Below are 14,435 nucleotides of genomic sequence, written 5' to 3'. Positions count from 1 at the left end.
CTACTCCTCCTCTTCATATGATTCAAGACGAGCATCAAATTCTTCTTCAGTTTCTCCTGGAACCATGATGTGAATTGCTTCAGGATCAAAGTTCAAACTTACAGCAGCGCCTGGTTTTGCTTGTTTTGTTGAATGAACAATCCACTCATTATATTGATCATCTAAACAACAAATTTCATAGTGAACCCCTCTAAACAGTTGAGTATCAACAACTACATTAATTTTTCCTTTTTCAGCGCTTGTAATTTCCAAGTCCTCAGGTCGAATAACAACTTCTACACGTTTATTTTTATCTAATCCAGCATCAACACATTCATATTCTTTACCATAAATTTCAACTAGATAATCATCTAGCATTACTGCATTAACAATATTAGATTCACCAATGAAATCAGCTACGAAACGGTTAACTGGTTCATCATAAATATCAAGTGGTGTTCCACTTTGTTCAATTTTACCGTGATTCATTACAAAAATATAATCACTCATCGCTAAAGCTTCCTCTTGGTCGTGCGTCACATAGATAAACGTAATTCCTGTTTGTTGTTGAAGTTCACGAAGTTCATATTGCATCTCTTGACGTAATTTCAAGTCTAACGCTGATAAAGATTCATCAAGAAGAATAATTTCAGGTTCGTTAACAATAGCACGTGCAATAGCAACACGTTGTTTTTGCCCACCACTCATCTCAGTTAACTCACGTTTTTCAAATCCAGCTAAGTTTACTTGTTTTAGAGCTTTCTTTACTTTTTTCTTGATTATTTCTTTCTTTTCATTTTTTATTTTAAGTCCAAATGCTACATTCTCAAAAACATTCATATGTGGAAATAATGCATAGTCTTGGAATACAGTATTTACATGTCTTTTATTTGCTGGTAAATCATTTACTACCTTACCATCTAATAATACGTCACCTGAAGTTGGACTTAAGAATCCTCCTATTAATTTTAGGATTGTACTTTTCCCGCAACCACTAGGTCCAAGTAATGTATAGAATTTACCTTTTTCTATTTCTAAGTCAATGTTCTTTAGTACGTTATTATTACCGAAAGTCATTGATACATTTTTGAATTCAACAATATTTGCCATTTTTTTCTCCTTATAAATACGAATTAGTAGCTACTATTAACACTTCACATTCTTCATCAAATGGATTCGATAATCTATGTTCAGATGTAGCTAAAAAATAAAAACTTTCATTTGTTGAGGCTATAAATTCCTCATCTCCTAATTTTAATTTACATTTCCCCTTTAGAACATAACATAATGTTTCTGATTCTGAAGGATCAAATGTTTTGTAACTAGAATTTTTCTCTAGTTTTAAAATTAGTGATTCCATTTCCTTTTCATTTGATTCAGGAACCAACCAAGTAAGTTCGTATCCTTCATCAGTTTCTTCATAACTTGTTTGATCCTCTAAAGAATAATAAACCTTTTGGCTTGTACTTTCTTTATCAAAAAAGTCCTTAGGCGCACAACCTAAAACTTGTAATATATTAAAAAAAGTTTCCATCGATGGCGATGCTAGGTCACGTTCTACCTGGGATATATATCCCTTACTCAAGTCTGTACGTTCACCTAATTCTTCTTGGGTGAGGTTTTTTTGTATACGTAGTCTTTTTAATCTTTCACCTATAGAATACATAACTGCTCCTTTTTAGTGAAAAGTTAAAAATTGTTTATCAATATCTAACTTTTCGTTATCTATGTTTATTATTATCTAACTTACTGTAATAATTGTTTACCATTAGTAAACTTATCGTTATTTAAGTTTATTATTAGTAAACACTCTGTTTAGTATAATTAAATCACAAGTTATATATTACTATATTTTATAGTTAAAATCAAGTTAAAATTCCCTATTTTATAAAGTTTTTTTAAGTTAATTTTGCAATATTATTGTCTTCATTTTTCTTTCTTATATCATCAATTTAGTATATAATAATATTATTATCAAGAAAAGACATAATATAAGGAGTCTCAATGAAATTCAATATTACACAAACTTTCCCTACAGTAGAGAGTTACTTAAGTCAATTTTTAAAAGTTTCAAAGAAAAATATCCATACTATAAGAATGAATAATCATCACAATAAAGAATCAATTAAAATAAATTCTAATGAAGCGGAATTAAACTCACCATTAAAAGTAGGAGATATCTTAGAAGTCAACATCGACTTAGCAACTTCGAAATATAAAGAAAATTCTACAGTATCTATAACTAAAGAGTTTGAAGATGAGTACTTATTAGTTGTTTCTAAACCATTTGGTATAAAAACTCACCCAAATGATATAGAATTAGAAGATGATACATTGGTAAACTATTTAATCTCTAACTACAACTACTTAGAACCTATCCATAGACTAGATATTGATACTTGTGGATTAGTAATACTAGCCAAAACACCACTAATTAAAGCAAAACTAGATCAGATGCTTGAACAAAGACAAATTAAACGTTACTATTCTGCATTAATAAAAAATAATATTAAACCACAAACTATCAATTCAAATATAGGTAGAGATAGTAAAGAAAAGAACAAGATGGCAGTAACAAAAAATGGTAAAAATGCAATTACTAATATTCTTTCGTGCGAAAAGATAGATCAAAATAGATTTTTAGTAACAGTATCATTAGAAACTGGGAGAACACATCAAATCCGTGTTCATTTAGCCTCTAATGGAGTTGCAATTATTGGCGATAAACTTTATTCTAAAGATGGATATAAATACGATAAAATGTATTTAGGAGCATTAAAAGTTGAATTTTCACACCCAGTTACAGGACATTCAATAGCAGTTAAATCTTCTTTAGAAAAAGAATTTCTATTATAGATATAAATATAGATATAAAAGAAAAACAGATGTGCATTTTCTACACATCTGTTTAATTTTATTATTTTTTCATTTGTTTTTGAGCTTGTTTTTGCGCTTTTTGCATGTTGCTCATAACTTGGTTAATTTTTTTACGAGATGGTTTTTGTCCCATTTGACTCATCATACTCATAACCATATCTTCGTTAATTTGAGGATTTTTTTCCATGTAGTTCATGAAATTACGTCTTGCTAGGAAGAACCCTCCTACTACACCAGCAAGTAAACAAATTGCTCCAACTAAAATTGTAACTGCAGTTGCACTCATTGTTAATTTCCTTTCTTCTTAGGAGTTATATCTTCTCCGTTTTCATTAATTACTCTTGTATTATCTAATATGTTTCGCATATTAGCTTTAAAATTTTGTAAATATAGTTGTCTATATTTAGCTAATTCTTCTGATTCCTCAGCTGTTAATTCACGCTCTTTTTTTGTAGCGTTTAATGAATTAATTTTAGCAATAATTCCTGTCATTTCCATAATATTATACGCTCATTAACTCATCTTGTTTTTCTTTAGTTACTTTATCGATTTCAGCAACAAATTTATCTGTTACTTTTTGAATATCATCAGAATATCCTTTTAGATCATCTTCAGTAATTTGAGATGATTTTTCTAATTTTTTCATTGAATCCATAGCATCACGACGCACGTTACGTACTGCAACTTTAGCACCTTCTGATTCTTTACCTACTAATTTAGCAAGTTCTTTACGACGTTCTTCAGTTAATGCTGGGAACACAATACGGATTACTGTACCATCATTAGCTGGATTTAATCCTAAATCAGATGCTTGAATAGCTTTTTCGATATCTCCTAATAAAGTTTTTTCATATGGAGAAATAACAAGCATTTTTGGTTCTGGAACAGAAACACCAGCTACTTGGTTAATTGGAGTTGGTACACCATAGTAATCAACTGTTAATCTATCTAAAACAGCAGCACTAGCTTTTCCAGCTCTAATTGATGCTAATTCACGACGTAAACTAGCAATAGCTTTTTCCATTCTTTCGTTTAAATTATTCATAATTTGTTCAGGCATAATTGTAAACTCCTAGTATAAATTTTATTCTATAATTGTTCCTAATTTAGAATCAGAAACAACTTTAACAATGTTATCTGCTTCATCTATTGAAAAGACAATAATTGGCAGGTGGTTATCCATACAGAATGTAATTGCTGTAGAATCCATAATTGTTAAACCTTTGTTCATAATATCCATGTATGATAACTTATCATATTTTGTTGCTGTACTATCAAGTTTAGGATCAGCAGAGTAAACACCATCTACTCCATTTTTACCCATTAAGATAGCTTCTGCACCTATTTCTTTTGCACGTAAAGCTGCTGTAGTATCTGTTGAGAAGTATGGATTACCTATACCAGCTGCAAAGATAGCAACACGACCTTTTTCTAAGTGTCTAATTGCACGTCTTCTGATATAAGGTTCAGCCATTGCTTTCATCTCTACCGAAGTTAATACACGTGTATCAACACCTTTTTGCTCTAATGAATCTTGTAATGCTAATGAGTTCATAACTGTAGCTAACATTCCCATTGAGTCAGCTGTAGCACGTTCCATCCCTAGTTCCTCACCAGTTTTACCACGCCAGATGTTTCCACCACCAACAACGATTGCAACTTCTACCCCTTGTTTTACTACTTCAACGATTTGAGAAGTTATTTTATTAACAACTTCAGAATCAATACCAAATCCTTTTCCACCTGCTAGTGCTTCACCACTAAGTTTATATAAAACTCTTTTATATTTAGTAGCCATTTTTATCCTCCTAATATATTACAGACATTATTGTTTCTACTATATTAATTTTTTAAAAAAGCACACACAAGAAGTGTGTGCTTAACCTCTTTTAATAGTATATATTAAATAGAGAATTATTATTTGCTAGCGTTAACTTGGCTCATTACTTCTTCAGCAAAGTTATCTTCTTTTTTCTCGATACCTTCACCAACTTCGTAACGTACGAATTTAGCAAGTTTTCCACCTTTTGATGCTACGAATTTTTCAACAGTGAAACTATCGTCTTTAACGAATTTTTGTTTAACAACTGTGATTTCTTCTAAGAATTTGTTAATTCTACCAACGATCATTTTTTCAACGATGTTAGCTGGTTTTCCTTCGTTTAATGCTTGCTCAGTTAATACTTTTTTCTCGTGCTCAAGTACACCAGCTGGTACTTCGCTTTCGTCTAAGTATTTAGGAGCTAAAGCAGCGATGTGCATTGCAACATCTTTAGCTGCTTCTTCATCTGTGCTTCCTTCAACAAGAGTAAGAACACCGATTCTTCCTCCCATGTGAGAGTATGCACCAAATGCATCAGCATCTGTTTTAGAAACAACTTCAAATCTTCTTAATGAAAGTTTTTCACCAATTGTAGCGATTCCTTCGTTAATTACTGCTTCAACAGTTCCACCTTGAGCTTCAACTTGAAGAGCTTCTTCTAAAGTTTTTGGTTCAGCTGCTAAGATAGCTTCTGCAACATTTTTTACTAAAGCAACGAATTTTTCGTTTTTAGCAACGAAGTCAGTTTCTGAGTTAATTTCTAAGATAACAGCTTTGTTACCTTTAACTTCGATGTAAGAAAGACCTTCTGCAGCGATTCTGTCAGCTTTTTTAGCTGCTTTAGCGATACCATTTTCTCTTAGGTAGTCGATTGCTGCATCGATATTTCCATCAGTTTGAGTTAGTGCTTTTTTACAGTCCATCATACCAGCACCAGTACGTTCTCTTAATTCTTTTACCAAACTAGCTGTAATTTGTGCCATTTTGATTTGCCTCCGTTATTTTATTTTTATATTTTTAATTATTTATTATCTTTAGATTATTCTTCTGTTGCTTCTACTTCTTTTACGAAAGCTTCTTCAGTTTCTTCAATGTTTCCTTCGTTGTAAGCTACAAAAGCGTCTGCCATTTTAGCTGTTAATAATTTAACTGCACGGATAGCATCGTCGTTTGCAGGTATTACGTAATCTACGTCATCTGGATCACAGTTTGTATCTACGATACCAACTACAGGAATTCCTAATTTTTTAGCTTCAGCAATAGCGTTGTGCTCTTTCTTAGGATCTACTACGAAGATTGCATCTGGCATACCTTTCATTTCACGAATTCCACCTAGGAATTTGTTTAATTTATCGTATTCTTTTCTTAATTCGATAACTTCTTTTTTAGGTAATACTTCGAAAACTCCATCAGCTTCCATTTTTTCGATTTCAGCGATTCTGTCAATACGTCCTTTAATAGTTTTGTAGTTAGTTAAAGTTCCTCCTAACCAACGGTGATTGATGTAGTATTGACCACTTCTTTCAGCTTCTTCTTTAATAGCATCTTGTGCTTGTTTTTTAGTACCTACGAATAACATTTTTCCGCCTTGATCAGCAACTGATTTTACGAACTCGTATGCTTCATCAACTTTCTTAACTGTTTTTTGTAAGTCGATAATGTAGATACCGTTTCTTTCTGTGAAGATGTATTTGTCCATTTTAGGGTTCCATCTTCTTGTTTGGTGACCGAAGTGTACACCAGCTTCTAATAATTGTTTCATTGAAATAACTGCCATAGTTATTTTCCTCCTTGGTTTTTTCCTCCGACACTCTCTAAGCTTACTGCAAACATAAATGCACCGAGCAGCTACTCAAATGTCGTGTGTTATATTTTTGTTGATTTTTACTCAACTTTATTAATTATATAGCAAAAATAATCAAAAATCAAGTGTTTTGTTGGAGTTTTTACTTATAATTACTATATTTAATATCAATATAATTTGATTAATTTTAAATTGTTTATTCTATATATTTATTGTAGAAATATTTATTAATTTTTCATTAATCAAAATAATTTCGTTTAACATCTTGATTTTTTCATTAAGTAGTATTATAATCTATTAGAACGTAATAATTACGAATAACGGAGGAATATTACAAATGAATAAATTTTTTAAACTAATTTCAATTGTTGCTGCATTCACACTACTATTAGTCGGATGTTCAAGCAAAACAAATTCTGGAGCTTCAAACTCTGGAAGTAAAACTAAAATTGTTACTTCAGTAAACTTTTATGCAGAAGTAGCTAAGAGTATTGCAGGAGATAAAGCAGAAGTTTCATCTATTATTACTTCAACTTCAGTTGATCCTCATGATTTCGAACCAACAGCTCAAGATGCTAAAGCTGTAGCTGATGCCAACATTGCTATTTTAAACGGTGGCGGTTATGATTCATGGTTTGAAAAACTTACTGCAAATAGTAAAGACATTAAAAAAATTGATGGTGCTAAACTACTAGGACTTAAAGATGGAGATAATGAACACATTTGGTATAATCCTGAAGTAATGAGTAAAGTTGCTGACGAACTTACTAAAGAATTATCAGAAAAAGATTCTTCTAATAAAGATTTCTACGAAAAAAATAGAGATAACTATAAAAAGGAACTTACTAAAATCACTGATAAAATTAATTCATTAAAAGAAAAAGCAAATGGAAAATCAGTATTAACAACTGAACCAGTTTTTGAATATGCAGTAGATGCATTAGGATTCAAAACTAGTGACCAAGTAAAAAAATTAGCTCAAGCTACTGAAGAAGGTAATGACCCTGCTCCACAAGATTTAAAAGCTATTCAAGAACAAATTAAATCTAAACAAATTTCATTAATCATCAACAATGTTCAAACTACTAACAAAACAATCGAAGGTTTAATTAGCTTAGCTGAACAAAATAAAGTACCAGTACTTAATGTAACTGAAACACAACCTGATGGTAAAACATATATCGAATGGATGTTAGATCAATATAATAAACTAGAAGAAATCTTAAATGGTGGTTCTGGTGAAAAAGCTTATCATGTTGAAGGTGCTGATGAAGGTCACTCTCATGACCACGGTCACGAAGGTCATTCTCATGAAGGACACTCTCACGGAGATAAAGACAAAGATCATGACCACGATCACGAAAAAGAACATAAACATTAATAAGAAGATTAGAAATTAGTCTTCACATATTATAAATATGTAGTATAATATAAAGAAGAGATTCTAAATCGTATCTCTTCTTTTTTATATTCGAAATATAACAAATAAAAATTTTAATAATTTAGGAGATTTTATGACTGAACTTAATATAAAAAATCTCACTTATTCAATAGGAGATAAAACAATTTTAGACAACATTTCTTTTTCTGTATCTTCAGGAGAGGTTGTCGCTGTTGTTGGGAAAAACGGTGTTGGTAAAACAACATTATTAAACAATATACTTGAAAAATTAAATAAAGCTAATGAGATTACTCTTGTAGGAGAAAACCCAACTCTTGGTTATGTCCCTCAGTTTCGACAAATTGATGAAGAACTTCCTTTATCTGCTGCTGACTTTGTATCCCTACCTATTCAAAAAGGATTTCTTCCATGGCTTAGTAAAAAAGAAAAAGAAAGTATAAAGAATGCATTATCTTTAACAAATTCTATAAAACTAGAAAATAAATCTATAGGTACTCTTTCGGGTGGTGAAAAACAACGTGTTTTCTTAGCTCAAGCATTAGTAAACAAACCAAACTTGCTACTTCTTGATGAGTTTACATCTAACCTAGACAAAACTAGTGAAGTTGAATGTATGACGTTAGTTAAAGAAATTACAAAAAAAGAAAACATTATTACTCTTTGTATAACTCATGAACTTTCACTTTTAGATGAAAAATATGTTGATAAAATACTATACCTAGAAGAAGGTTGCTTCAAATTTATCAGTATAGCGGACTATAACAAAGAGAAGAATACACTAAAACTTTGTAAACACTATGTAGGAGATAACAACCATGTTTAATTATGATTTTATGCAAAATGCCTTTATAGCCGGTACAATCGTTGCAATAATGGCAGGATATATAGGTGTGTTTGTAATGGCAAGAAATATGTCATTTATCTCTCACACTCTATCGCATGTCGGATTCGCAGGAGCAGCATTTGCCGTTTTCTTAGGTATAAATCCAATTTACGGACTATTAATTTTTACTGTTACAATGTCTTATCTTGTAGGACATTTAAGTGTAAAAGCATTTAGGAGAGAAGCAACAGTTAGCGTAATGTTAGGTATATTCTTAGGTTTAGGATTATTATTCTTATCACTAACTCCAAAAAGTACAAGTTACGTTAACAATATACTATTTGGTAGTGTCGTTTCAATTACGAGAGACGATGTAAAATTAATATTTAGTTTAGCACTTGCTGTAATACTACTACTTTCTATCTTCTATAGAAAAATCAAATTCGATTCATTTGATGCAATTGGAGCAAAGGCACTTGGACTTAATGGAAAATTTATATCGATATTTTTCTTAGTTTTACTTTCAGTTGCAACAAGTATTACAGTACCAGTAGTAGGAGCATTATTAATGTTTGTTCTTCTAACTGTTCCAGCCAGCGCAGCTAGATATCTTACCAATAAGGTTGGACTTATGATCTTTATCTCAATTTCATTTGCACTTATTGGGACTTGGGCAGGGATTACACTTTCTTACTATACTTCCCTACCTACTACATTCTTCATTGCAACAATAGAAGCACTCTTCTACTTTGCTAGTTTAGGATACTATAACCTTAAGAGAAAGTAATATGATTCAAATAAATCGCTGGGAGTGACTCAAAAATCGTGATTTCGTAGAAATAGATTTTGTCGAGTCACCCCCGCACAGTTTATTAGATAGCTAAAAAGCTTTTATAAAGCGAATTTAGATATCAATAAACCACTGCATCTATGAGTTCTCATGTAAACTATTTTTAAAATCTAGTACTTTTGGGTCAGTCACAGCAGTTTTTAATTGCCCTTCTAAAATACTTTTATCACATAAAAATACCCTAGTTTCATTTCTAAAACTAGGGCTTCTTTATTATCTAGGTTTCACTGAATTTCTAATTCTTTCGTATGCACCTGGTTCAACTTTATCTAGAGAATTTCTAATAATCTCTAAAGTTTTGTTGTAACGATACTCTCTATAATATTGTTCAGCAACAGTTAATTGTTGGTGGAATTCAACATTATCCTTTCTGTATCTATTTGCATAACGAATAAGTTTTTCGATTAACTCGATATCAGTAAGAATGTTATTAACTTCTGATGCATAAATATCAAGTGATTCTTCAGCTTCAGCAACTGCACGTTTTAATAAATCGATATTAATAGGTTCTTTTTTAAGCTCCTCTAATGCATATCTATAACTGTCAGTTACATCTTTATATAAAACGATGAATCTATCACTAAATCCTGGAACACGTGAATTATCCAATTTACGTTTAATAACTTCTTTTTCTTGATTGATGAAGATAAGTTTTTCACGAGCGTGACCTTCTTCTTCACGAAGACTTGTTAGATATCTAGAATAGTTTGTTTGATCTTCTTCGATTTTTTCTAATCCTTGACCTAATAGTTCTACTTTCTCTTTCAAGTCTTTATAGTTTAATTTTGGTTGATTATTAATATATACATCTATATCATGTTTAACATCAAGTAAATCACTAAGTTCATCATAGTAGTTAGCAACCATTTCTTCATCTTTTTGATAGATTTGATATCTATTTTTGATTTCTTGAATATTATTATATAGAGCTTCATTTAGTTTATCTTGTAATTCAAGTTTATTTGTGATTTCTCTATAATTTTCTTCAATGTATTTTTTATAATCAAGTTCTTTTTTAAGATCATTAGAAACTTCATCGATAACATCATAGATACCATCAAGAATATTTTCTATTAAATCTATATCACCAGATTTAACTTTTTCACGTGCATCGCTAAGTTGCCATACACTACTTTCAATTTTACTTGAAATTTCTAAATGATTAAGTTTAAATCCTTTTTTCTCCATTTCCTCAACTTTTAGTCTTAATGACTGAATTTGAGCTGGACAAGTTTTTTCAATTTCTTTTAACAGGTCAGGTAAAACTTCCATTCTTTCTTTAAGATCATCTATTAATTCTTTAACAGAATTAATTTTTTCTTGAGCTTCTAGGTATTTACCAGTTGATGTTAAAAGTTTGAAATCATCAAGCTGTGGTGCAATTTCTTTGATACTTTGTTCAAATTGTTCTGCTGCAGCCCCGTATTGATGACGTTTAGCTAATAGTTCTCTATTAAGCTCTTTGTACTCAACTACGATTTCTTCATATAGTTCTCTATTTCTAGGTTCAACTTCTGTTAATTCTTTAATTTCTCTTCTAATTCCAGCAATTCTATCTTTAATATTAGCAATTAATTCACCACTATTCATAATTACTTCATCAGCACGTTTGAAATTAAATTTATCAATATAAGTTTCAGCACTATAAAGATCTCTGTCAAGTTCTTCAATATCGATGCTTTGAATTTCGTACCATTCACTTTCCCATTGAGAATAAAGTTTTTCAGCTTTACCAGCAATTTCTAGTGCTTTTACCTTTTTCAAATCATCAGATAGTGTTTCTCTTTCTAGCTCATCTTTCATAACTAAAAGAGGGTATAAATCTTGTTTTTTCCTATTTCTAAAGACGAATAGAGCTACTACTCCTCCAAGAACAAGGATACACACAAATAAAAATATATATGTCATATATCTTCCCCCTGAATGTTTTATTTAATTGTTTACGTTTATTAATACAATAACCTAACAAAATTATACCATTTTTATCACAAAAAACAAAGCGTTTCAGTAATTTTTTTAAATTTTTTTCAATTTTTCTTATTAATAAAATCTCTAAGTATTTTTAACAAATTTTTTGTCATCTACTAATTTCCTTTAATAATCTTCATTTTTAAACAATATAAAAATTTTTATTATAAGTATACTATTCTTATCACTTTATTTTTTTTCATATTTATGCGAAAATATACTAAAGTTTTTAAAAGAGGTATATTATGAATATAGTAGAAAATAAACAATTATTTATTGAACAAGCAACGGCATTAGTTTATGGTGAAGAAAACCTAGTAACAAATCTATCAAATCTTTCAGCATTGTATAAAGAATATTTACCGAATACAAACTGGGTTGGATTTTACTTATTAGATGAAAAAAATAACAATCTAGTTCTTGGCCCATTTCAAGGTAAAGTAGCATGTACTCGCATTCCATTTAACAAAGGAGTTTGCGGACACTGCTTCACTACTCGTGAAACTACATACGTTGAGGATGTTCATAAATTTCCAGGCCATATTGCATGCGATAGTGCAACAAACAGTGAACTAGTAGTGCCTATCATTCAAAATGATAAAGTAGTAGCTTTACTAGATATTGATTCTATTGAATTTAATAGATTCTCTAAAGAAGAAGTAGCAGCTTTCAGTGAAGTAACTAAACAAGTTTTTGAAAAAATTAATTTTTAAGAATAATATTAAAGGAGATATACCAATGCAGTATATCTCCTTATTTTTTATTAGTCTATTATACCTTTGAATCTTAGGTAGTTTTCGTAATCCATCTCTTTGTTAATTGCACCTTCAGGTGTTAATTCAATTACTCTATTCGCAATTGTTTGAATAAATTCATAGTCATGAGATGTAAAGAATACAGAACCTTTGAAAGCAATAATACCTTCATTGACTGCTGTAATAGATTCTAAGTCAAGGTGGTTTGTAGGTTCATCTAATAGAATTACATTAGCTTTTGATAACATCATCTTAGACAACATACAACGCATTTTTTCCCCTCCTGATAATACGTGTGCACGTTTAAGTGCTTCTTCACCAGAGAATAACATTCTTCCTAAGAATGAACGTAAGTATGCTTCACTTTCTTCTTCAGGAGAAGCATATTGGCGAAGCCACTCTACTAATGAAAGTTTTAATCCTTCAAAGTATTCAGAGTTATCTTTTGGCATATAACTTCTAGAAGTTGTAATACCCCATTTAACTGTTCCACTATCAGGTTCCATTTCACCAGCAAGAATTTTTAGTAATGTAGTTTTAGCAACTTCATCTCCTAATAAAATAACTTTATCATTAGGATTTACTGTAAAGCTTACATTACTTAATACTTCTTTACCTTCTACAGTTTTGCTTACACCTTCAACAATAAGTAAGTCATTTCCGATTTCACGATCTGGTGTGAAACGAACGTATGGATAACGACGGCTACTTGGTTTAATATCATCAAGAGTAATTTTATCAAGCATTTTCTTTCTACTTGTTGCTTGTTTAGATTTTGAAGCATTTGCAGAGAATCGTGCGATAAATTCTTGTAATTCTTTAATTTTTTCTTCTTTTTTCTTGTTATTATCTTCTGCCATTCTTCTAGCAAGTTGACTAGATTGATACCAGAAGTCATAGTTACCAACATAAAGTTGAATTTTACCAAAGTCTAAATCACAAATATGTGTACAGATATTATTTAAGAAGTGACGGTCGTGGCTGACTACGATAACAGTATTCTCAAAGTTAATTAAGAACTCTTCTAACCACTTAATTGCACTAATATCAAGACCGTTGGTAGGCTCATCCAGTAGAAGTACATCTGGATTACCGAATAATGCTTGTGCTAAAAGAACTTTAACCTTGATAGCATTATCTAACTCTCCCATTAACATATCGTGAAACTCTACAGAAATTCCTAAACCTTCAAGAAGTTGAGCCGCATCACTTTCTGCAGTCCATCCATCCATTTCAGCAAACTCACCTTCAAGTTCAGCTGCAATGATTCCATCTTCTTCAGTAAATGGATCTTTCATGTAAATTTCATTTTTACGGTTCATTACATCCCAAAGACGCTCATGTCCCATCATTACAACATCGATAACTCTATTCTCTTCATATGCGAAGTGGTTTTGACGAAGTACAGCAAGACGTTCACCTTTTCCTAAAGAAACGTGCCCTTGTTGTGAATCAATTTCACCAGATAATAATTTTAAAAATGTTGTTTTACCTGCTCCATTTGCTCCGATTAACCCGTAGCAGTTACCATTTGTAAATTTTATATTTACATCTTCAAATAATTTTCTATCTGCAAAACGTAAACCTAAATTCGTTACTTGTAACATTCTTTTCTCCTTTAAATACTATTTTACTAAATACCTTGAATACAAGTAAATGATTCAAAGTTTGCTCACTTAATATAGTTGAAACTTATAAATCCTCATATTCATAACCAATCAACTATACTGGGGCGACCCAGTAAATACAATTCTTATAAACTATATTTAACGAGTCGCTCCTCTAATTTAATTATTCTTCGTCTTTTTCCTTTTTACTAACACTAGCTATTAAGCTTTCAATGTGTAACGCATATTCAGCTGTAGTGTCATATTGGAAAATAAGTTCAGGAAATTTTCTAATTTTAATTTTTTTAGCAACTTCACTTTTTACGAAACCTTTAATTTTTTTAAATGCTTCTTTTGTTTTTTCTTTTTCACGTTCTCCACCTAAAACAGTGTAGAATACTTTTGCTTGAGAATAATCTCCTGTTAAAGCAACTTCTGTTACAGTAACAAATCCTAAATCATGATTTTTTACTTTTGTAGCTAAGACATAAGTAATTTCTTTTTTAATTTGTTCTGCAAGTCTGTTAACTCTTAGTTCTGACATAAAG

The 14,435-nt window shown here is 30.8% G+C and carries 16 protein-coding genes; 5 read left to right on the top strand and 11 right to left on the bottom strand.

Annotation, left to right across the window (positions count from 1 at the left end):
• On the bottom strand, positions 1-1,089 hold the full coding sequence (locus ACWOA3_RS02295; protein ID WP_442566291.1) for an ATP-binding cassette domain-containing protein: 1,089 nt from the start codon (positions 1,087-1,089) through the stop codon (positions 1-3).
• Positions 1,090-1,099: 10 nt separating this feature from the next.
• Entirely contained in the window at positions 1,100-1,645 is a 546-nt protein-coding gene (locus tag ACWOA3_RS02290) for a helix-turn-helix domain-containing protein (protein ID WP_003146140.1), read from the bottom strand.
• A gap of 338 nt (positions 1,646-1,983) precedes the next feature.
• Between ACWOA3_RS02290 and ACWOA3_RS02285 the strand changes: the two genes are divergently transcribed.
• Positions 1,984-2,835 (top strand): RluA family pseudouridine synthase, encoded by an 852-nt coding sequence (locus ACWOA3_RS02285; RefSeq protein WP_456883937.1) that lies wholly within the window; start codon positions 1,984-1,986, stop codon positions 2,833-2,835.
• A 61-nt stretch (positions 2,836-2,896) separates the two neighbouring features.
• Here the strand turns inward: ACWOA3_RS02285 and ACWOA3_RS02280 are convergent, their stop codons facing one another.
• The 6 genes from ACWOA3_RS02280 to rpsB form a co-directional block, all read right to left on the bottom strand.
• Positions 2,897-3,142, bottom strand: coding sequence for a YneF family protein (locus ACWOA3_RS02280; RefSeq protein WP_003146143.1), 246 nt, complete (start codon positions 3,140-3,142; stop codon positions 2,897-2,899).
• A gap of 2 nt (positions 3,143-3,144) precedes the next feature.
• A complete protein-coding gene (locus ACWOA3_RS02275) occupies positions 3,145-3,354 on the bottom strand; it encodes a DUF896 domain-containing protein (RefSeq protein WP_456883936.1) in 210 nt (69 codons plus the stop codon).
• A gap of 4 nt (positions 3,355-3,358) precedes the next feature.
• Entirely contained in the window at positions 3,359-3,916 is a 558-nt protein-coding gene (frr, locus tag ACWOA3_RS02270; RefSeq protein ID WP_271966343.1) for a ribosome recycling factor, read from the bottom strand.
• 24 nt (positions 3,917-3,940) lie between these two features.
• Positions 3,941-4,654, bottom strand: a complete 714-nt coding sequence (pyrH, locus tag ACWOA3_RS02265; RefSeq protein ID WP_003146147.1) for a UMP kinase — start codon at positions 4,652-4,654, stop codon at positions 3,941-3,943.
• 119 nt (positions 4,655-4,773) lie between these two features.
• Complete coding sequence (tsf, locus tag ACWOA3_RS02260) at positions 4,774-5,661, bottom strand: translation elongation factor Ts (RefSeq protein WP_456883935.1); 888 nt, start codon at positions 5,659-5,661, stop codon at positions 4,774-4,776.
• 56 nt (positions 5,662-5,717) lie between these two features.
• Complete coding sequence (gene rpsB / locus ACWOA3_RS02255) at positions 5,718-6,455, bottom strand: 30S ribosomal protein S2 (protein ID WP_003146149.1); 738 nt, start codon at positions 6,453-6,455, stop codon at positions 5,718-5,720.
• A gap of 364 nt (positions 6,456-6,819) precedes the next feature.
• Here rpsB and ACWOA3_RS02250 point away from each other — a divergent pair, with 364 nt between their 5' ends.
• The 3 genes from ACWOA3_RS02250 (at position 6,820) to ACWOA3_RS02240 (ending at position 9,494) form a co-directional block, all read left to right on the top strand.
• Positions 6,820-7,863: a metal ABC transporter solute-binding protein, Zn/Mn family gene (locus ACWOA3_RS02250; RefSeq protein WP_456883934.1), complete on the top strand. Its 1,044-nt coding sequence runs from the start codon at positions 6,820-6,822 to the stop codon at positions 7,861-7,863.
• A 133-nt stretch (positions 7,864-7,996) separates the two neighbouring features.
• On the top strand, positions 7,997-8,707 hold the full coding sequence (locus ACWOA3_RS02245; RefSeq protein ID WP_003146152.1) for a metal ABC transporter ATP-binding protein: 711 nt from the start codon (positions 7,997-7,999) through the stop codon (positions 8,705-8,707).
• The gene (locus tag ACWOA3_RS02240; RefSeq protein ID WP_003146154.1) at positions 8,700-9,494 is read left to right on the top strand and encodes a metal ABC transporter permease; all 795 of its coding nucleotides are present in this window, start codon (positions 8,700-8,702) and stop codon (positions 9,492-9,494) included. The genes ACWOA3_RS02245 and ACWOA3_RS02240 overlap by 8 nt, the downstream gene beginning before the upstream one ends.
• 276 nt (positions 9,495-9,770) lie before the next feature.
• Here ACWOA3_RS02240 and ACWOA3_RS02235 read toward each other — a convergent pair whose 3' ends face one another.
• A complete protein-coding gene (locus ACWOA3_RS02235; protein ID WP_314989244.1) occupies positions 9,771-11,465 on the bottom strand; it encodes a septation ring formation regulator EzrA in 1,695 nt (564 codons plus the stop codon).
• A 305-nt stretch (positions 11,466-11,770) separates the two neighbouring features.
• Between ACWOA3_RS02235 and ACWOA3_RS02230 the strand changes: the two genes are divergently transcribed.
• The gene (locus ACWOA3_RS02230) at positions 11,771-12,238 is read left to right on the top strand and encodes a GAF domain-containing protein (protein ID WP_456883933.1); all 468 of its coding nucleotides are present in this window, start codon (positions 11,771-11,773) and stop codon (positions 12,236-12,238) included.
• Between the two features lie 50 nt (positions 12,239-12,288).
• Here the strand turns inward: ACWOA3_RS02230 and ACWOA3_RS02225 are convergent, their stop codons facing one another.
• Both ACWOA3_RS02225 and rbfA read right to left on the bottom strand, forming a co-directional pair.
• The gene (locus ACWOA3_RS02225; RefSeq protein ID WP_003146158.1) at positions 12,289-13,887 is read right to left on the bottom strand and encodes an ABC-F family ATP-binding cassette domain-containing protein; all 1,599 of its coding nucleotides are present in this window, start codon (positions 13,885-13,887) and stop codon (positions 12,289-12,291) included.
• A 184-nt stretch (positions 13,888-14,071) separates the two neighbouring features.
• Positions 14,072-14,431: a 30S ribosome-binding factor RbfA gene (gene rbfA / locus ACWOA3_RS02220; RefSeq protein ID WP_048801943.1), complete on the bottom strand. Its 360-nt coding sequence runs from the start codon at positions 14,429-14,431 to the stop codon at positions 14,072-14,074.
• Positions 14,432-14,435 lie beyond the last annotated feature (4 nt).

The organism is Gemella taiwanensis, from assembly GCF_054054385.1.
This window is presented reverse-complemented; position numbering and strand designations above follow the sequence as displayed.